This is a genomic window from Glutamicibacter arilaitensis Re117 (assembly GCF_000197735.1).
GTDB lineage: Bacteria > Actinomycetota > Actinomycetes > Actinomycetales > Micrococcaceae > Glutamicibacter > Glutamicibacter arilaitensis.
This window is the reverse complement of sequence record NC_014550.1, coordinates 585,991-605,023: the sequence shown is the minus strand read 5'-3', so window position 1 is coordinate 605,023 and position 19,033 is coordinate 585,991. Positions and strand designations below refer to the sequence as shown.

Here is a 19,033-nt window from a genome sequence, read left to right as displayed (position 1 = left end):
AGGCCAGACAATTTGGCTGGACTGGTAGACCGAGTCCGGGGGGGTGCAACTTGTCCATTCTACGTGTGCGGGCATCCCGCAGTTTTTTGGACTCAGTGGGCGGTTTCGGCTTTGCCCTTGTGGCGCAGCTTCTTGATACCCAGGATGATGACGGTAATCACGGTGCCCATGATGAATCCGGCAAGGCAGGAGAAAGCGGTGTTCACCAGCCAGCCCAGTACGGCACCGGCCTGGCCGGTAGCGTCGTGGACCAGCAGTTCCATGTGGTGCACGAAGCCGTATGGGGCATGCCAGCCCAGTTCGTCCATGCCGACCAGCAGCAGGTGGCCACCCACCCAGAGCATTGCAACCACGCCGACCTTGCTCAGCACGGACATGACGATTGGCATCGCCTTGACCAGGCCGCGGCCGATCTTCTGCGAGAGCTCGCGCGGCTTGGCGGCCAGACGCAGGCCGATATCGTCCATTTTCACGATCAGGCCCACCGCCCCGTAGACCACGACGGTCATCATGATGGCGACGACCAGCAGGATTGCGGTGCGCATCAGGAACGGCTGGTCCGCCACCTCGTTCAGCGAGATCACCAGGATCTCGGCGGAGAGCACCAGGTCCGTGCGGACTGCGGAGCCGATGATGGCCTTCTCGTCGCGGTCCTTGCCTTCGAGTTCCACACCATGATGCTTGATCCAGCCGAAAGCTTCCATCAGCTTCTCGGCGCCTTCGAAGACCAGGTAGGCCCCACCGAGCATCAGGATCGGGGTCAGCGCCCAAGGAGCGAAAGTGGATAAGAGCAAAGCCACTGGCAAGATGAACAGCAGCTTGTTGCGCAGCGAGCCCTTTGCGATCTTCCAGATGATCGGCAGCTCGCGCTTGGGAGAAATTCCGTCCACATACTGCGGGGTTACTGCCGCATCGTCGACAACGACGCCCAGCGCCTTGGTGCTGGCTTTGCCGGCTCCCAATGCGATGTCATCGAGGGATGCAGCGGTGACTTTCACCAACGCCGCAACGTCGTCCAATAGTGCTGCAAGGCCTCCGGCCATGGTCGGCTCCTCAAATATAGGTTCTGCGCAGAATTCTACCGGCGAGGTCTTGGCCCCTGCTACAGGCACGACGTTGAATCGAGCACGCTGTGTGGTTTAAAGAAAAGAAACCGCGCCATGAGGATTCACGGACACGGTTCCAACTGCTGGCCCAAGACCAAGACAGAGCCCCCTACCGGATTCGAACCGGTGACCTTCAGTTTACAAGACAGACGCTCTGGCCAGCTGAGCTAAGGGGGCGTACCGGATAAGAATATCCGAAAACCCTACGTCACTGCGAATTGGGGAAGCTGCAGGTTAAATGTCGATGGGAAGGAAGCCAACTTTGGCTTCCTTCCCATCGGACAGAGTGCGAGATCAATATGGAATATTACCGAATCTCGGACGTTTGTCCAGACCTGGGCTGGATTTGCTTACTTGTTAGCAGCCATTGCTTCCTCGACTGCGGTTGGGAAGTCTTGCTTCGCCAGGTCGACTTCCTTGCCCTGGACGAAGATCGATGGGGTGCCGGCTACGCCATCGTACTGGCCAGCCGTGGTGGCGTACTTGACGAATGGACGGAACTTGTCATCGTCGATGCAGTCGGCAACCGATTCGGCAGCACCGTTCTGGATCGCCATGTCTGCCAGCTCGGCGTTCTTCATTTCGCCCTCTGGGTAGTGGCCCCACAGTGCCTTGACGAAGCCCAAGTATGCAGCTGGGCTTTCATCCGCTACGCAAGCCAGTGCATTGGCTGCACGCGAGGAGAAGTTGGTTGCCGAACCGCGGTCCAGGTAGCCGACGTTGCGGTACTCAATGGTGACCTTGCCGTCAGCCAGCCACTGTTGCATCTGGTCGCCATAGGTGGCTTCGAAGTCTGCACAGTGAACGCAATTGACATCAACGTACAAGGCGATGTTGATCGGCTCGCCCTTTTCAGCGACCGTCAGATCGCGTGGGGTTGCCGGAGCTGGAGCCTCGTCCGGTGCTTCCAGCTTCTTGATGTCCACCTTGTCGATGGTCTTCTCAGCGACAGTGTCGGCCGAGGTGACCATGATGCCGCCAGCAGCGGTACCGCCCTGCGGAACTGCGCCGCTGTCTTCAATTTTGGCGTTGTTGTTCTGCACGATCAAAGTGACGACCAGCGCGATTACCACAATGACTGCGGCCAATACGCCCAGCTTCACGAAAAGCGACTTACGCTTCGCAGCTGCCTCCTGGGCGGCACGCATCTGTGCTGCCTTTTCGCGAGCACTCGCAGTACGTTCGGCCTTCGACGGGCGCGGATTATTCGTAGACATAAATTTGGTAGTTCCTTGGTCAGCGGAAAACTGTCATCTGAAGTCAAGCTTAGCCAACTCCGATGCCCAGTATCCTTGAAAACTCAAGATTCGCGCACCTTCACAGGACACACATATCTTTCGCATACAGCGCCCAAAGTGCCCAGAACCATGTACTTGAGCATTAAACCAAGTTATCATCGCAAATGCTCCCCCTTTTCTTCAGTTCCGTGTTAGCAACGGCACAAAAGCAGAAACCTGGTCATATGACGGCAAAACTTAGCCTGTCGTTCCTTTACTAGTTAGTTTTCACTAGGCTCAATACCAAGAGCGACGAACCATATCGAGAAGTCATTCACTTAGAACCGACGAATCTGCCCCACGCCGGTGAACCAGATCGAACAAACCAGGAGGTTTACAGTGGGTATCCCAGCGCTGAATCCAAAAACAGAAAATTCCTACGATTTCGTAGTCGTAGCCAATCGTCTTCCCGTGGACCGCATTACCAACCCGGATGGGACGCAAGGATTCCAGCGTTCGCCCGGCGGTTTGGTTACTGCCTTGGAACCGGTGATGGCATCTTCTGAAGGCGCCTGGGTCGGATGGCACGGTGGTATCGGCGAAGAGCTGGAGAGCTTCGACAAGGATGAGATCCATCTGGTTCCGGTCCCCCTGGATGAAGATGACCTTTCGCTCTACTACGAGGGCTTCTCGAATTCGACCCTGTGGCCGCTGTATCACGACGTCATTGTTCCCCCGGAGTACCACCGCACATGGTGGGACCGGTACAAGAAGATCAACCAGCGATTCGCTGATGCGGTGCTGAAAATTGCTGCGCCGAATGCCACTGTCTGGGTCCACGATTACCAGCTGCAGCTGGTGCCGCAGATGCTGCGGCTGGCACGCCCGGATCTGAAAATCGGTTTCTTCCTGCATATCCCCTTCCCCGCAGCCAGCTTATTTTCACAGCTGCCTTGGCGCACCCAAATCTTGCAGGGCTTGGCAGGTGCTGATCTGGTGGGTTTCCAGCGTGAAACCGATGCCTCGAATTTCCTGCGTTGCTTGCGCCGGTTTACTGGCTACTCCACCAAGGGTGATGTGGCTACTCCCCCAGCAGATAGCGACATGCAGAATCTGTGCCGAGCCAACGCGCATCCGATTTCCATTGACACCAAGACCATCGCCAAGCTCTCACGCGACCCGCAAATCATTGCCCGGGCCGCGCAGATCCGCCATGAGCTGGGCAATCCGAAGACCATCATGCTCGGGGTGGATCGACTGGACTACACCAAGGGCATCCGCCACCGCCTGAAGGCCTACGGCGAGCTGCTCACGGACCAGACGCTGCGTGCCGGAGACGTCTGCCTGATCCAAGTGGCGAGCCCCAGCCGGGAGAACGTAGAAAGCTACATGGAGCTGCGCGACCAGGTCGAGCTCATGGTCGGCCAGATTACCGGCCAGCATGACACGCTAAGCCACACCACCTTGCGCTACCTGCACCAGTCCTACCCATTGCGCGAAATGATCGCCATGTACCTGGCGGCTGATGTCCTGCTGGTTACTGCCCTGCGTGATGGCATGAACCTAGTGGCCAAGGAGTTCGTGGCGGCCCATCAGGACGGACGCGGCGTGCTGGTGCTCTCCGAGTACACCGGTGCCGCCGATCAGCTGCCGCAGGCGGTTCTGGTCAACCCCCACGATATCGATGGGATGAAGGCCAAGATCGTTGAAGCCGTTCAGATGAATGAATCCGAGCAGGAACGCCGGATGAAACGGATGAATCGCCAGCTGGCAGTGAATGACGTCTCGAAATGGTCCAACGATTTCTTGGCCGCGCTGGCCGAAATCAACGCGGCTTCTTCCGTGCACGGAAGCGTTCGCTAATAGGTTTCCGCAAGGATTCATTCATATAGATGAGGAGCTTCGTTGCCTGAACTTGCCCCTGCCCTGCATGCCGCCCTGGCCGATTTCGCCGCACACGAGCGAGTGCTCGTGGCCCTGGACTTTGATGGAACGATGTCGCCACTGGTTGACCGGCCGCAAGATGCCCGGCCATTGCCGGCATCGGCGGCTGCCTTTGAGCAGCTGGCCACCAGCCCCGGGGTCTACACCGCGGTAGTGTCTGGACGTAATTTGCAGTCCTTGAATCAGGCCTATCCCGAACCACGTCCGGAGATCTGCATCGGCTCGCACGGTGCCGAACGATTACTGCCTGAGCATTTGGGCGCACTTTGGCATGATGAGCCGCTGTCCACGAAGCAGCTACAACTGCTCAAGGAACTCACCGGGCGTTTGGAGCAGATCGCTGCAGCTCATGCGAATGTCACCGTGGAGCACAAGCCCTCAGCCACGGTCCTGCATGTGCGTCAAGCAGCGCCCGATACGGCGCTTAAGGCTTTGGCACAAGCGAAGTCAGCACTGCAGCAATTAGACGGCGTAGCGCTGCTTGAAGGCAAAGCGGTGTTGGAAGCCACGGTCCACCACGGGGATAAGGGCCAAAGCCTGCAATGGCTGCGTGAAGTTCTCGATGTCCAGGCAGTCCTGTTTGTCGGCGATGATGTGACAGACGAAAACGGATTCAAGGTTCTGGGCTCGGCAGATTTGGGCATCAAGGTGGGAGCCGGCCCCACGGTCGCGACGTATTCTATTCCATCCCCTGCTGAATTGCCAGACCTTTTGAATATTCTGATTTTCATGCGACACTAAAGTGTCCCAATTCACTTTCACAACGGATCGTCGGGCACGTACCTGCCCGTGAAAGGATTGTCATCATGGCAACTGTGACCTTTGAAAAGGCCACCCGTATTTACCCTGGCGCACTTGTGCCTTCCGTCGACGCAATCGACTTGGAAATCCAAGATGGAGAATTCCTTGTCCTCGTTGGCCCTTCGGGTTGCGGTAAGTCCACCACCCTGCGCATGCTCGCAGGCCTGGAAGAAGTAAACTCCGGCCGGATTCTCATTGGCGATAAGGACGTAACCAACGTTCCGCCTAAGGACCGCGACATTGCAATGGTTTTCCAGAACTATGCACTTTACCCGCACATGACCGTCGCCGAAAACATGGGCTTCGCCTTGAAGATCGCGGGCGTCGACAAGGAAGAGCGCAAGAAGCGCGTCCTGGAGGCAGCCAAGCTCCTTGACTTGGAGAAGTACCTGGACCGCAAGCCAAAGGCACTTTCCGGCGGCCAGCGTCAGCGCGTAGCCATGGGCCGTGCCATCGTTCGTTCACCTCAGGTCTTCTTGATGGATGAGCCACTGTCCAACCTCGATGCCAAGCTGCGCGTACAGACCCGTACCCAGATCGCGTCGTTGACCCGACGCCTCGGTGTCACCACCGTGTACGTTACCCACGACCAGGTGGAAGCACTGACCATGGGTGACCGCGTAGCCGTGCTCAAGGATGGCGAGCTGCAGCAGGTAGGCACCCCACGTGAGCTCTACGATCGCCCGCGCAACGTCTTCGTCGCTGGCTTCATCGGCTCCCCTGCCATGAACCTGGTGAAGCTGCAGTCCGAAAATGGAAAGATCGCTTTCGGTTCAACGCTCATCGACGCTCCAGGCTCCAAGGGTGGAACCACCCTTGGATTCCGTCCTGAAGATATCGAATTGGTCGGCCCGGGCGAAGGCATTGAGCTGATTGTTGATGTTGTTGAAGAACTTGGTGCCGATGCATACATCTACGGCTCAGCAGAGCTTGCTGGTGAAACTCAGGTGGTTGTAGTCCGCGTTGATGGACGCACTCCACCCGCACGTGGACAGCGCATCAACATTGCTCCCGATCTGCAGCATGCGCACATGTTTGATACGGAAAGCGGCTTGCGTTTGGCAGATGCCTAGCATTAGCTGATTTATCCCAATGGCGACGTGGAATGAACTTCCACGTCGCCATTGTTTTGCTCTTGGAGTTCGTTGCTCCGGTTAATCATCGAAGGCCCCGAACTAAGTTCGGGGCCTTCGGCAAATTATGCCCGGCGATGACCTACTCTCCCACACCCTCCCGAGTGCAGTACCATCGGCGCTGTGGGTCTTAGCTTCCAGGTTCGGTATGGAACTGGGCGTTTCCCCCACGCTATGGTCGCCGTAACTCTATACCTCATGGATAACCATGGGAAAACTACGGTGTCCGTCGCAATTGCGATAACTCCATAACTATATCAAGCAACTAAGTACTGCGCCAATTCAAAGCAGGTGAGCGACAGTGTTCTTCGCCATAGGCAGCACCAGGACTTAGGCCCAGATGTCATCGCCACGCAGGGTGGCTTCGGCACCGCCGTCACAGTAGATTGTCTGGCCAGTAACGTGAGTATTTTCTTCACTCGTTAGCCACAGCAACAGCTTGGCAATGACCACCGCTTCGGAGTGGTAGTTCAATGGCATTGGCACGTTCTGGTCCACCATTGCCTTACCTTCATCCGTAGACAACAGCTCGCGAGTCATGTTAGTGATCACGGTGCCAGGGGCCACGGCATTCAAAGGAATGCCGGCACCGGCCCACTTTTCGGTAATGCATTCGCGACGAACCCAACGGCCCAAGGCACGCTTCGAGGAGGGATAGTTCAGATATCCAGCACGTGGTCCCTCGGCTTCCAACGAAGCGCCAATGGCCAGGGCCTGTTCTTCGTCGCCCGAAAGCAAGGCTTCAACCAGCTCCGCGGAGTTCTGCTGTATCGATGCCATCGAGGAAACCACCGCAACACGTGGCGATTGCGCCTGGGCTAATGCAGGTAGGAGACCTTCAAGGTAGTTGGTGACGCCGAAGAAGTTTACTGCCACCGTCACAGCTTTAGGCGCAGAGATGCCGGCGGCTGCAATAACCGCATCGATCTTCCCCTCAGAAAGCTCCAGAGTGCGGCTCACGGCGCTTTGCCGTCCTTCTGCTGTCGACAAGTCGGCGGTGACATCAGCGTCGCGCAAACCTACGCCAATGACCTTGTGTCCACGTTCCCGAATCAATTCAGCGGTGGCAGCACCAATTCCAGAAGCAGCACCAGTAACTACATAGGTTCTCACGTTCGGTCATCCTCTTTCGTAGTCGCAAGACGAGTCGAGTCACAGCAAGTCAGACAGTTACAACCTCGCTCATATCCCACAATATGCCTATTTCAATTGGGGTCCTGAACAACGATGCCTAAGGCAATCGATTAGCAGCTAACCTAAAACAGCGCTTGGGTGGTCTGCGCCAAATAGAAACGAAGAACTTCCCAAAACCACGTAACCCTGCAGCTCCGACAACCAGCCTGGAACCTAAATAAACGAGAACGTCCCCTGGCGCTGCCGACGGATCCCTCAAATAGACCAATTGCTACTACTGGCTGCGATCCATGCTCCGGGCCAGCGCCCGGCGCATAGCGTAGCCAACCACCAACGGGGCTCCTGCCATCAACGTGTATTGCAACCACAACGGGTTAATCAGTGCAGGCTCAACAAGAATGAATGCGGCGCATACGGCCACAAAAAGCATTACAAGTGCGGTGAAAGCCACTGAAGTCGTGCTCGTGCTCTCGGATTCTGCCCGGGTCTCGTGCAGACCGGCAAAGAATAACCCAAGCAGGAATGTGGAGGCCACGAGCCCAATGGATGCTAGAAAGCTCATGAACAACATGTTTGCCCAACTCTCCCGTTTAGATGACTGCTCACAGTCATCGGGCCGCTATCTCCGTTTTGGAAGATCCTAGCAGGATCCCAGACCGAGGACTTGGAAATCTATCGACCCGATCTTGTTAGAAGTCCCTGCGCGCGGGTGTTCTGTACACATCTTTGGCGCATATTCCTCTGCGCCTACAGCCTCAGGGGAGTCTTTTTCAAGCCCTGTTTTAAATAACGAAAGAGGCCAAGCATCACAGCCTGACCCCTACTACTGGTTAAACAGGTGAGGCCCTGGAACACGCATTGTGTTCCAGGGCCTCAAACCATTCAACTCAAGTTAAGTCCGGCGGTGACCTACTCTCCCACACCCTCACGAGTGCAGTACCATCGGCGCAGTGGGCCTTAGCTTCCGGGTTCGGTATGGGACCGGGCGTTTCCCCCACGCTATGACCGCCGTAACAATCACGAAGCACACAAACCAATCATCTTGGTCATGTTTTCCGGTGTCATGCAAAAGCCATGTATTTTTCGGTTTGAGGTTGTTGTCTCGTAACCGTATAGTGAACGCGAACAGCATAATGATCATGCCAGTAAAATATTGTGAATATTGTGTGTTGAAAGTCATCGGCCTATTAGTACAGGTCAGCTCCACAAGTCTTTAGTCCTTGCTTCCACATCCTGCCTATCAACCCAGTGGTCTAGCTGGGGGCCTCTCACACTCAAGGTGCATGGAAATCTCATCTCGAAGCAGGCTTCCCGCTTAGATGCTTTCAGCGGTTATCCCTTCCAAACGTAGCTAATCAGCGATGCACTTGGCAGTACAACTGACACACCAGAGGTTCGTCCGTCCCGGTCCTCTCGTACTAAGGACAGCCCTTCTCAAATTTCCAACGCGCGCAGCGGATAGGGACCGAACTGTCTCACGACGTTCTAAACCCAGCTCGCGTACCGCTTTAATGGGCGAACAGCCCAACCCTTGGGACCTACTCCAGCCCCAGGATGCGACGAGCCGACATCGAGGTGCCAAACCATGCCGTCGATATGGACTCTTGGGCAAGATCAGCCTGTTATCCCCGAGGTACCTTTTATCCGTTGAGCGACGGCCCTTCCACGAGGTGCCGCCGGATCACTAGTCCCGACTTTCGTCCCTGCTCGAGCTGTCACTCTCACAGTCAAGCTCCCTTGTGCACTTACACTCGACACCTGATTGCCAACCAGGCTGAGGGAACCTTTGGGCGCCTCCGTTACATTTTAGGAGGCAACCGCCCCAGTTAAACTACCCATCAGGCACTGTCCCTGAACCAGATCATGGTCCGAAGTTAGGTGACCGGTACAGCCAGAGTGGTATTTCAACGATGACTCCACCTGAACTAGCGTCCAAGCTTCACAGTCTCCCACCTATCCTACACAAGCTGCACCGAACACCAATACCAAACTATAGTAAAGGTCTCGGGGTCTTTCCGTCCTGCTGCGCGTAACGAGCATCTTTACTCGTACTGCAATTTCGCCGAGTTCATGGTTGAGACAGCGGGGAAGTCGTTACTCCATTCGTGCAGGTCGGAACTTACCCGACAAGGAATTTCGCTACCTTAGGATGGTTATAGTTACCACCGCCGTTTACTGGGGCTTAAATTCTCAGCTTCGCACCAAAGTGCTAACCAGTCCTCTTAACCTTCCAGCACCGGGCAGGAGTCAGTCCGTATACATCGTCTTGCGACTTCGCACGGACCTGTGTTTTTAGTAAACAGTCGCTTCCCCCTGGTCTCTGCGGCCCACACCCGCTCACAGCTGCAAGAGCCGATCACGAGGCAGGCCCCCCTTCTTCCGAAGTTACGGGGGCATTTTGCCGAGTTCCTTAACCATGATTCTCTCGATCGCCTTAGTATTCTCTACCTGATCACCTGTGTCGGTTTGGGGTACGGGCGGACTTGGACCTCGCGCCGATGCTTTTCTAGGCAGCATAGGATCACCGAATCACCCGCCAAAGCGGGCGCCTATCAGGTCTCAGAATATCTGAGCGGCGGATTTGCCAACCACTCTTCCTACACCCTTGGACCAGGTCAATTCCATTGCCTGGCTCGGCTACCTTCCTGCGTCACACCTGTTAATACGCTGACCTCACTGCATCGGTTCCCACCACATCACACAACCAGCAGCCCGAAGGCCGCAACAGCCATGATCCATCATGGTTAGCATCCACAGCTTGGTATGGGCGGTCCTTCGCCGGTACGGGAATATCAACCCGTTGTCCATCGACTACGCCTGTCGGCCTCGCCTTAGGTCCCGACTAACCCAGGGCAGATTAGCTTAACCCTGGAACCCTTGATCATTCGGCGGACGGGTTTCTCACCCGTCATTCGCTACTCATGCCTGCATTCTCACTCGTATAGCGTCCACCGCTGGTTTCCACCGCGACTTCACCCGCTATACGACGCTCCCCTACCCATCCAAACGCCCAACAAAAGCCAGGCAAATATTTGAATGACGCAACTTCGGCGGTGTGCTTGAGCCCCGCTACATTATCGGCGCGGAATCACTTGACCAGTGAGCTATTACGCACTCTTTCAAGGGTGGCTGCTTCTAAGCCAACCTCCTGGTTGTCACAGCAACTCCACATCCTTTTCCACTTAGCACACGCTTAGGGGCCTTAGTTGGCGTTCTGGGCTGTTTCCCTCTCGACTATGAAGCTTATCCCCCACAGTCTCACTGCTGCGCTCTCACTTACCGGCATTCGGAGTTTGGCTAAGGTCAGTAACCTTGTAGGGCCCATCGCCTATCCAGTAGCTCTACCTCCAGTAAGAAACACGCAACGCTGCACCTAAATGCATTTCGGGGAGAACCAGCTATCACGAAGTTTGATTGGCCTTTCACCCCTACCCACAGCTCATCCCCTCCATTTTCAACTGAAGTGGGTTCGGTCCTCCACACGCTCTTACACGCGCTTCAACCTGGCCATGGGTAGATCACTTCGCTTCGGGTCTAGATCACGCCACTCAAACGCCCTATTCAGACTCGCTTTCGCTACGGCTTCCCCACACGGGTTAACCTCGCGACGTAACACTAACTCGCAGGCTCATTCTTCAAAAGGCACGCCATCACCCAGGAACAAGTCCCAGGCTCTAACGGATTGTAAGCGCACGGTTTCAGGTACTATTTCACTCCCCTCCCGGGGTACTTTTCACCATTCCCTCACGGTACTGATTCACTATCGGTCATCAAGTAGTATTCAGGCTTACCAGGTGGTCCTGGCAGATTCACACAAGGTTTCACGGGCCCCGTGCTACTCGGGTATCAACACTAGAACGGCAGACACGCATTACACCTACGGGACTATCACCCTCTCTGGTCCGGCATTCCAACCGATTCACCTATACGCCTGCACCTCATCCCACCAGCAAGATAGCGCTGGTACATGTCAACCCCACAACCCCGATGATGCAACGCCTATCCGCTATCACACACCAACCGGTTTAGCCCCATCCGCGTTCGCTCGCCACTACTAACGGAATCACTATTGTTTTCTCTTCCTGCGGGTACTGAGATGTTTCACTTCCCCGCGTTCCCTCCACACAGCCTATACATTCAGCTGCAGGTCACACCACATAACATGGTGCGGGGTTCCCCCATTCGGAAATCCTGGTCTCAACGTCCGGTTATCGACTCCACCAGGCTTATCGCAGATTCCCACGTCCTTCATCGGCTCTTGATGCCAAGGCATCCACCGTGCGCCCTTAAAAACTTCAACACAAATCAAAGTTCTCAGAATTGAGCAATAAAACAATCTAACAAAATCACGCAGACAAGACTCAAACACCCAAGGATCCAAGGAAAAGGACCCCAAGCTCATCTCATCTGCAAGATGCTCGCGTTCACTATACAGTTCCCAAACAACAACCCCGCACCCCCGCAAGCACACCCGGGCAACAGCACAAAACCGCCACCACACCAGCGCACCTGCAGCAAACACAGGACAAACACCGAAACACCAAGAACCCCGCCACCCACAAGCCACGCACCAGCCAAACCCCCCACACAAAGCGGAGAACCCGACCAACACCCAACCCACAGGCACGGAGGCTTGTTGCCTCAAAACCCAACAGCATGCCAAACCATACAAACCGCACAACACCCGCACACCGCTTTCCAGCACCCAAGAAGCCAAAGACTCCCCAAACGCGTACTCGCAGATGCGCAAACACCCTGCAGCCACAGCCAGTACCCCGCACACGAACGCACCACCCACATTGGGATGACACCAGCGTGCACGCTTTCCAGTACTGAGTCCATTGATATTCCACCCATGAGCAACCCGCCTGCACCACACTCGGGCACAGACACGGGCAACCAATAATGGTTAGCTCCTTAGAAAGGAGGTGATCCAGCCGCACCTTCCGGTACGGCTACCTTGTTACGACTTAGTCCCAATCGCCAGTCCCACCTTCGACGACTCCCCCCACACAAGGTGGTTAGGCCATCGGCTTCGGGTGTTACCAACTTTCGTGACTTGACGGGCGGTGTGTACAAGGCCCGGGAACGTATTCACCGCAGCGTTGCTGATCTGCGATTACTAGCGACTCCGACTTCATGGGGTCGAGTTGCAGACCCCAATCCGAACTGAGACCGGCTTTTAGGGATTAGCTCCACCTCACAGTATCGCAACCCATTGTACCGGCCATTGTAGCATGCGTGAAGCCCAAGACATAAGGGGCATGATGATTTGACGTCATCCCCACCTTCCTCCGAGTTGACCCCGGCAGTCTCCCATGAGTCCCCACCACTACGTGCTGGCAACATGGAACGAGGGTTGCGCTCGTTGCGGGACTTAACCCAACATCTCACGACACGAGCTGACGACAACCATGCACCACCTGTGAACCAGCCCCGAAGGGAAACTCCATCTCTGAAGCGGTCTGGCACATGTCAAGCCTTGGTAAGGTTCTTCGCGTTGCATCGAATTAATCCGCATGCTCCGCCGCTTGTGCGGGCCCCCGTCAATTCCTTTGAGTTTTAGCCTTGCGGCCGTACTCCCCAGGCGGGGCACTTAATGCGTTAGCTACGGCGCGGAAAACGTGGAATGTCCCCCACACCTAGTGCCCAACGTTTACGGCATGGACTACCAGGGTATCTAATCCTGTTCGCTCCCCATGCTTTCGCTCCTCAGCGTCAGTAAATGCCCAGAGACCTGCCTTCGCCATCGGTGTTCCTCCTGATATCTGCGCATTTCACCGCTACACCAGGAATTCCAGTCTCCCCTACATCACTCTAGTCTGCCCGTACCCACCGCAGATCCGAGGTTGAGCCTCGGACTTTCACGGCAGACGCGACAAACCGCCTACGAGCTCTTTACGCCCAATAAATCCGGATAACGCTTGCGCCCTACGTATTACCGCGGCTGCTGGCACGTAGTTAGCCGGCGCTTCTTCTGCAGGTACCGTCACTTTCGCTTCTTCCCTACTGAAAGAGGTTTACAACCCGAAGGCCGTCATCCCTCACGCGGCGTCGCTGCATCAGGCTTTCGCCCATTGTGCAATATTCCCCACTGCTGCCTCCCGTAGGAGTCTGGGCCGTGTCTCAGTCCCAGTGTGGCCGGTCACCCTCTCAGGCCGGCTACCCGTCGTCGCCTTGGTGAGCCATTACCTCACCAACAAGCTGATAGGCCGCGAGTCCATCCCCCACCGATAAATCTTTCCACCACCTGCCATGCGGCAAGAGGTAATATCCGGTATTAGACCCAGTTTCCCGGGCTTATCCCAGAGTCGGGGGCAGGTTACTCACGTGTTACTCACCCGTTCGCCACTAATCCACCCAGCAAGCTGGGCTTCATCGTTCGACTTGCATGTGTTAAGCACGCCGCCAGCGTTCATCCTGAGCCAGGATCAAACTCTCCATAAAAAAATAAAAAGCCACCGAAACCCCTCGGAAAATAAGGGAAGAATCGATGAAGTCCTGGCGAATAATAAAACACTCAAGCACATCACACGGGGGTGCAATGCCTCAAGCAAATAATATGTATTCACCAAATAAAATAAATATTCGGTATCAACAAACTTGGCACACTATTGAGTTCTCAAACAACAAACACTCTCGACACCACAACCACCAGACCTTCGATGGCTGCTTCGCTGCGGAGCAACTTTTCCAACTTACCAGAATCCGCAGTCCGATCAAAATCGGCTGGAAACCTTCAGTGAAAAGTGATTGGCTGCCGGGTAAACAATCGGTAGATTCCGTGTTGTTTCCGTTCCGGCAACAGATAAAAACTATACACACGTTTTTCCATACGCACAAATCGAAAGGACGCTTTTAAGGGTGACGGTGGTTACAGCCCGAAAACGGGTGTTCTATCTGCTTTTCGTACGGTGCTCGAATGGCGATTCGGGATCGCTTCGAGTCACGCTTCTACAACCCCAATCAGCGTATTTCCGTGCGTCGGTGGATCGTATCGACGAAAACGAATTTCTTCATGGCACACCAACGGAAGATCATTCCGAAAAGCGTGCCTACTATGGGGCCGGCTACAAAGTCGGCAACCTCTTGCATTAAGAAAGATACGTGGGGTTGAGTGAATCCGAATATCCAGCGTGAGACATAGACCGGCGCCGAAGTAATTCCTACGGCGATGACCGACATGATGAAAAATTTTATAAATTGGACGCGTTTCAGTCCGTGCATGATATCGCCGAACGTAAAACGTCGCGACAAGTAGTAGGAGACGGTAGTCGCTACACCGTTAGCCAGCAGAAAAGCTGTTGTTGGATGTTCTCCAAGGACCGTGAACTTGAGACCATAGTTCACGGCTAGTGTCAGAAGGAAGCAGAAACCGCCAACCCCCAAGAAATAGGCTGCTCTTTTGCCCTGTCTATATCGGCTTCTATGCCCCAGCCCGTGAGGTTCATAGTTGTTATCACCCACAGGGATTCCAGTCATGCGCCAAGTTTAGGCTCCTCCCCCGCAGCTGGAACAATGGGATGGCTGATTAATGCCTGGAACCTTTATCAAAAGTGATGGCTGTGGCTTGAACGAAACCGACGAGAGATGGGGCAATCCTGCAGGCAAGTAGGTATCAACCGTTTTGTTGAATCAGGGCCAATAAAATGACAACTTGTCCTTCGCGTGTTCCGAATCCGGTTGAGTCCCAAAGTCGGTAATCGGGAAAGTAGGGCTATAGGCAATAAAGTGTGTCTGAAAACCTGATCCTGCCCCGGAAAGCCGGGGCAGGATCAAGGTTCACATGGGTATTGAATCCATAAGTGTGAAGCTTACTGGACAATCCCATACTTGTATTATCTGTCATTCCCGACTGAAGAAAAACGGAACCACCTCCAAAGGAACCCAGCGCTGGCGCTGCATCACCTGCAATGCCAGCACCGTTTTCAAACGCGAAGACACCACCGCCCGCAACCAACTCACCGGCTTCGTCTCCTGGCTGATGAGCAAACATTCCCAAGCCGAATTCGGCGGCGGAACCGGCCGCACCTTCCGGCATCAGACCGCTTGGTGCTGGAACGTGCACCCCTACCTGCATCACACCGGCGAGGTCTTCGACGAGATCCAAGTCGACGGCATCTATCTGCGCCAAGGCTGGTGCCTGCTGATCGCCATCGCTCACGGACGTGTCATCGGATGGCAGTGGTGCGACCGCGAAAAAGCCGAGGCGTGGACCGTGTTGCTGCAGCATTTCCCCGAACCAAAAGTCGCGGTGACCGACGGCGGATCAGGCTTGATGAAAGCGCTCAAAGAGTTCTGGCCGAACGTGAAAATTCAACGCTGCTTGGTGCATATCCAGCGCAACGTGCGCACCTACCTGACCCTGAATCCGCGTTTGCCTGCAGGGAAGTCGTTACGTCGTTTGAGCCTGAAACTCACGAAAATCCGGACCCAGGAAGCTGCGGCAGAATGGATTGCCGCCTTCGCTGCGTGGCATGCCGAAAACCACGAGCTGATCAATGAACGCACCTACGCTGCTGACTGGTCCGGTGCCTGGCCGCGGGGCCTGCGACGCAACCGCAAGTGGTGGTACACCCACGATCGGCTACGCAGCGCCTACGAGTCGATGAACAAAGCCCTGCGACGCGGGCATCTGTTCACCTACCTGGACAAGGACCTGAACGGCTTGGGAATCAACGCGACGACGAACATGATTGAAGGTGCGGTGAATTCCGGCATCCGGGCCATGATTTTCTATCACCGCGGGATGCCCATTGAGCATCGCCGGCGGGCGTGCGAGTGGTTCTGCTGGACTCATGCGGATGAAGGAAACCGCCCGGCCTTGCGGACACTGTTGCGTCCGGAGCATTACACTCCCGAAGCGAAGAAGAAGGCGCAGCACATGGTTGATGAAGCACCAATCGGCCCAGAGCTTTATGGCACCGGCCCCAGCGCTGAGGATGGGCAATTCATTCGCAGTGGTTGGATGAGAAATATCTACTAGAGCAGGGTTTTAAGGTTGTCTGGCCCGGGAACACGCCCGGGCCAGACACACTTTATTGCCTATAGCCCGGAAAGTAGATTGCACCCTACATTTCGCTACACGTTGAGGGGCAGCAGCGGAACTGGAATAACCACGCTACTAGTTTTAGGCATAAAAAAATCGCGGAACCGAAGTTCCGCGATTTGATGGTGACCCCAACGGGATTCGAACCCGTGTTGCCGCCGTGAGAGGGCGGAGTACTAGGCCGCTATACGATGGGGCCGTATGCTGAAGACGAATCTTCAGCTCACCAAATTGCTTTGGCGAAGCGCTGGGATACCAGGACTCGAACCTAGAATGACGGAACCAGAAACCGTTGTGTTGCCAATTACACCATATCCCAATGTGACTTGGCCTTCATTTGAAGGAATAGCCGAAGCTGCCCTTCAATGAATGCCTTAGCACGAGATATAACTATACCTAAAAAAATCCCGGAGCGCACATCGAAAGCCAAGATCCTCGAGTGATCTGCAGCTCTTTGTCTGATTTCTGGATATCAGCGTTGCAGTCACTGAGGTTCTTGAAACGCACTACAGCCTTCGTTCTCACCATTACCGCTGGTTCGCGGTCCTTAGGCTTTAGATCAGAAGCGGGGCACGAGTGGCCTGCTTTAACCTTGGTCGAGGTGCTGGCGGGGTATTCAAAGCAGGCGCACCGCAAAATGGATCGGCTCTCTACCGCAGCACGAGCACTCCAGCGGCTGAAATCGGGGGAAATTCGGCCAAGAGCGAGCCAGAGCGAGCGCCACTCTCGGCGTTACCGCATCGCCGATCGGTTTTCGTCGGATGAATTGGTGGCTATCGGGCAGCGTTATCAAGCGGGCGAGCAGTCAACCGACCTCGCCAAAGAGCATGGCATTGCTAAATCAACTCTGCTCCGGCTTCTAGCCGAGCGGGGTATCCAAACCAGGCAGCGGGGACTCACGCCCGCAAAAGAACGAGAAATTCTTCGGTTGCGGAAGCAAGGGTTCATCATCCGTGACATCGCCCAGCGAGTCGGGTGCAGCTACGACACTGCGCGGAAATTCCTACTGACGGCGTCAAACGCATAACGATTGATATTTCGCGGGTTTCAACTCTTGATCTGGGTGTTTCATGAACATATCCTGAGGGTAGAAATATCACCTAACAACTAGGAAATCGTGAATCTATTCAGAGGGCGGTTGTAGCCTGACTCCTTAGGGTTTCAAGCCGTGGCGACCGAACTACTCAACATGTATTCGGTAACTCTGGCAAAGGAGCCAAGAGATGACTAAGACTCAGCCTAAAGCCGGCCGCGATGCGGATCATTTCATGTCCCCGTCGGCTGTTCGCAGCTTCTTTTTTGTGGCCACTCTACATATTTGCAGTGACCGCCGTTGGACTCCTGGTGGCAACCATGATTGGCGCCATCTGGTTTGGGCCGGACGATGACACTACTTGGCGTTGGGTCAAGAAGGGTCTGTTCGTAGCGTTTGGCCTACTCATCATCGTTTTTGCTATTCGTTTTCTAGGGCGCAGAAAATCCTCTTTCATTGCAAGTATGGGTGATTGGCTGGTTCAGCTGAAGCATAGCGATAGTCGACATAAGACCCATGGCATGACTGGCAACAAGGTGTTGACTTCTGTCAGCGAGAATCGAAAGCAAGACAAGTTACTTCGAAACAAGCCGCCCGCAGAGATAAAGCGTCGCAGCGGGTCATCCCCAATTGCGAAGAATGTTCCACGAAAGTCATCTAAGAAGAAGGGCTAGTTGAGTCAGTTCGACCCCAGGTCATCATTCTGGCCTTCAGCTTGGGTGCCTTGGAGCATAAGTTTCCGCAGGTAGGCAATCCATCCATCGATGAGATCGGCTAGTTCGAGCAAACCGCTCGATTCCGAGCTGTCAAAATTTCGCCCGGATAGAATCCATCCTTCAAACTCTCGAAAATCACCATCGAACGAGCCATGCAGGGTTTCGTGCCAAAATTCAAGAAGGGCCAGGCCGTCATCTGACCGCATGTAATCCTGCAGTGATTCCGGGATATCGAGGATGCCGGGGTCAAGCTCACCTGCCGCAACCAACCTCCAGGGCTTGGCTCGCTCAAGTGCTGCGAGGAACACACTCTTAGCCATATCTTCAATAGTTAGATTGCTGACCTCTGGTCTGTCGAACTCACGTTGATCTTGAGATACCGCTTTGTTGCCACCAAGAAACCTTGACGGTCGTGTGCGCAGATTCTTATTGTCAGCATCCATGGCAATATCACCGTCCTGCATGACTAGCCGTCGAACTGCACTGCCAAGATGCTGAATATGCCGTCGCAACCGCATAAAGGCTTGAGCGTCCGAAGGCAGGGCCTCGTTGTTGAGGCCATCTTCGTTACTCGAATGATGGTGTTCTGGTTGCTCCACGTGTGCGCATCATTATGAACCCATTTCTTGAACTGTCAACAGATCCGACGAGGTATCTCGCCGCCTATGACGGACTTAACTTTACGTCTGAATAGACTGAATCAATAGGGCTGAGTCTGGCATTGGGTAGACAAAAGAGAGCCAGTGATGGCTCTCTTTTGCTGCTCACTGTTTCGAGTAAGCGTCTTCACGTATCAAATTGGTCGGGATAACAGGATTTGAACCTGCGACCTCGTCGTCCCGAACGACGCGCGCTACCAAACTGCGCCATATCCCGCGGTTAGACACTTTTTTACTCTAC

At 54.9% G+C, this 19,033-nt stretch carries 12 protein-coding genes, 4 tRNA genes and 4 rRNA genes; 6 read left to right on the top strand and 14 right to left on the bottom strand.

What is annotated here, in order from left to right:
• Positions 1–92 precede the first annotated feature (92 nt).
• From AARI_RS03230 to AARI_RS03220, 3 genes are all read right to left on the bottom strand, one after another.
• Positions 93–1,043 (bottom strand): DUF808 domain-containing protein, encoded by a 951-nt coding sequence (locus AARI_RS03230; RefSeq protein WP_013347922.1) that lies wholly within the window; start codon positions 1,041–1,043, stop codon positions 93–95.
• A gap of 166 nt (positions 1,044–1,209) precedes the next feature.
• Positions 1,210–1,283: transfer RNA gene (locus AARI_RS03225), tRNA-Thr, on the bottom strand.
• A 173-nt stretch (positions 1,284–1,456) separates the two neighbouring features.
• Positions 1,457–2,323 (bottom strand): DsbA family protein, encoded by an 867-nt coding sequence (locus tag AARI_RS03220; RefSeq protein WP_013347921.1) that lies wholly within the window; start codon positions 2,321–2,323, stop codon positions 1,457–1,459.
• A 399-nt stretch (positions 2,324–2,722) separates the two neighbouring features.
• On the opposite strand from AARI_RS03220, the gene AARI_RS03215 reads away from it, so the two are divergent.
• The 3 genes from AARI_RS03215 to AARI_RS03205 all read left to right on the top strand — a co-directional run bounded on the left by AARI_RS03215 (position 2,723) and on the right by AARI_RS03205 (position 6,141).
• Positions 2,723–4,186, top strand: coding sequence for an alpha,alpha-trehalose-phosphate synthase (UDP-forming) (locus AARI_RS03215; RefSeq protein ID WP_013347920.1), 1,464 nt, complete (start codon positions 2,723–2,725; stop codon positions 4,184–4,186).
• A 42-nt stretch (positions 4,187–4,228) separates the two neighbouring features.
• Positions 4,229–5,008: a trehalose-phosphatase gene (gene otsB, locus AARI_RS03210; protein WP_013347919.1), complete on the top strand. Its 780-nt coding sequence runs from the start codon at positions 4,229–4,231 to the stop codon at positions 5,006–5,008.
• A 65-nt stretch (positions 5,009–5,073) separates the two neighbouring features.
• Positions 5,074–6,141 carry an ABC transporter ATP-binding protein gene (locus AARI_RS03205; RefSeq protein WP_013347918.1) on the top strand — a complete coding sequence of 356 codons (1,068 nt, stop codon included), beginning with the start codon at positions 5,074–5,076 and terminating at the stop codon, positions 6,139–6,141.
• A 129-nt stretch (positions 6,142–6,270) separates the two neighbouring features.
• Here the strand turns inward: AARI_RS03205 and rrf (AARI_RS03200) are convergent.
• The 7 genes from rrf (AARI_RS03200) to AARI_RS03170 form a co-directional block, all read right to left on the bottom strand.
• Positions 6,271–6,387 (bottom strand): 5S ribosomal RNA (gene rrf / locus AARI_RS03200).
• Between the two features lie 144 nt (positions 6,388–6,531).
• Complete coding sequence (locus AARI_RS03195; RefSeq protein WP_013347917.1) at positions 6,532–7,314, bottom strand: SDR family oxidoreductase; 783 nt, start codon at positions 7,312–7,314, stop codon at positions 6,532–6,534.
• Positions 7,315–7,609: 295 nt separating this feature from the next.
• Positions 7,610–7,897, bottom strand: a complete 288-nt coding sequence (locus AARI_RS03190) for a hypothetical protein (protein ID WP_146040985.1) — start codon at positions 7,895–7,897, stop codon at positions 7,610–7,612.
• 334 nt (positions 7,898–8,231) lie between these two features.
• Positions 8,232–8,348: ribosomal RNA gene (gene rrf / locus AARI_RS03185) — 5S ribosomal RNA — on the bottom strand.
• Between the two features lie 153 nt (positions 8,349–8,501).
• Positions 8,502–11,635, bottom strand: a 23S ribosomal RNA gene (locus tag AARI_RS03180).
• 621 nt (positions 11,636–12,256) lie between these two features.
• Positions 12,257–13,782 (bottom strand): 16S ribosomal RNA (locus tag AARI_RS03175).
• The 16S, 23S and 5S rRNA genes sit together here, the layout of an rRNA operon.
• Positions 13,783–14,301: 519 nt before the next feature.
• Positions 14,302–14,817: a GtrA family protein gene (locus AARI_RS03170; RefSeq protein WP_081461081.1), complete on the bottom strand. Its 516-nt coding sequence runs from the start codon at positions 14,815–14,817 to the stop codon at positions 14,302–14,304.
• A gap of 304 nt (positions 14,818–15,121) precedes the next feature.
• On the opposite strand from AARI_RS03170, the gene AARI_RS03165 reads away from it, so the two are divergent.
• Positions 15,122–16,321, top strand: a complete 1,200-nt coding sequence (locus tag AARI_RS03165) for an IS256-like element ISAar5 family transposase (RefSeq protein ID WP_013347915.1) — start codon at positions 15,122–15,124, stop codon at positions 16,319–16,321.
• Positions 16,322–16,507: 186 nt separating this feature from the next.
• Here the strand turns inward: AARI_RS03165 and AARI_RS03160 are convergent.
• Together AARI_RS03160 and AARI_RS03155 are read right to left on the bottom strand one after the other, a co-directional pair.
• A tRNA-Glu gene (locus tag AARI_RS03160) sits at positions 16,508–16,583 on the bottom strand.
• A gap of 48 nt (positions 16,584–16,631) precedes the next feature.
• Positions 16,632–16,703, bottom strand: a tRNA-Gln gene (locus tag AARI_RS03155).
• Between the two features lie 177 nt (positions 16,704–16,880).
• Between AARI_RS03155 and AARI_RS03150 the strand changes: the two genes are divergently transcribed.
• Positions 16,881–17,411, top strand: coding sequence for a hypothetical protein (locus AARI_RS03150; RefSeq protein ID WP_157867073.1), 531 nt, complete (start codon positions 16,881–16,883; stop codon positions 17,409–17,411).
• Between the two features lie 317 nt (positions 17,412–17,728).
• Positions 17,729–18,091 carry a hypothetical protein gene (locus tag AARI_RS03145; RefSeq protein WP_157867072.1) on the top strand — a complete coding sequence of 121 codons (363 nt, stop codon included), beginning with the start codon at positions 17,729–17,731 and terminating at the stop codon, positions 18,089–18,091.
• Between the two features lie 5 nt (positions 18,092–18,096).
• On the opposite strand, the gene AARI_RS03140 is transcribed toward AARI_RS03145, so the two are convergent.
• Positions 18,097–18,732, bottom strand: a complete 636-nt coding sequence (locus tag AARI_RS03140; RefSeq protein ID WP_013347913.1) for a hypothetical protein — start codon at positions 18,730–18,732, stop codon at positions 18,097–18,099.
• Positions 18,733–18,932: 200 nt separating this feature from the next.
• Positions 18,933–19,009, bottom strand: a tRNA-Pro gene (locus AARI_RS03135).
• Positions 19,010–19,033: the final 24 nt, after the last annotated feature.

Coding starts and splice junctions, on each gene's coding strand:
- AARI_RS03230 (WP_013347922.1), bottom strand. CDS start 1,043: ATGGCCGGAGGCCTTGCAGCACTATTGGACGACGTTGCGGCGTTGGTG.
- AARI_RS03220 (WP_013347921.1), bottom strand. CDS start 2,323: ATGTCTACGAATAATCCGCGCCCGTCGAAGGCCGAACGTACTGCGAGT.
- AARI_RS03205 (WP_013347918.1), top strand. CDS start 5,074: ATGGCAACTGTGACCTTTGAAAAGGCCACCCGTATTTACCCTGGCGCA.
- AARI_RS03190 (WP_146040985.1), bottom strand. CDS start 7,897: ATGAGCTTTCTAGCATCCATTGGGCTCGTGGCCTCCACATTCCTGCTT.
- AARI_RS03170 (WP_081461081.1), bottom strand. CDS start 14,817: ATGACTGGAATCCCTGTGGGTGATAACAACTATGAACCTCACGGGCTG.
- AARI_RS03165 (WP_013347915.1), top strand. CDS start 15,122: ATGGGTATTGAATCCATAAGTGTGAAGCTTACTGGACAATCCCATACT.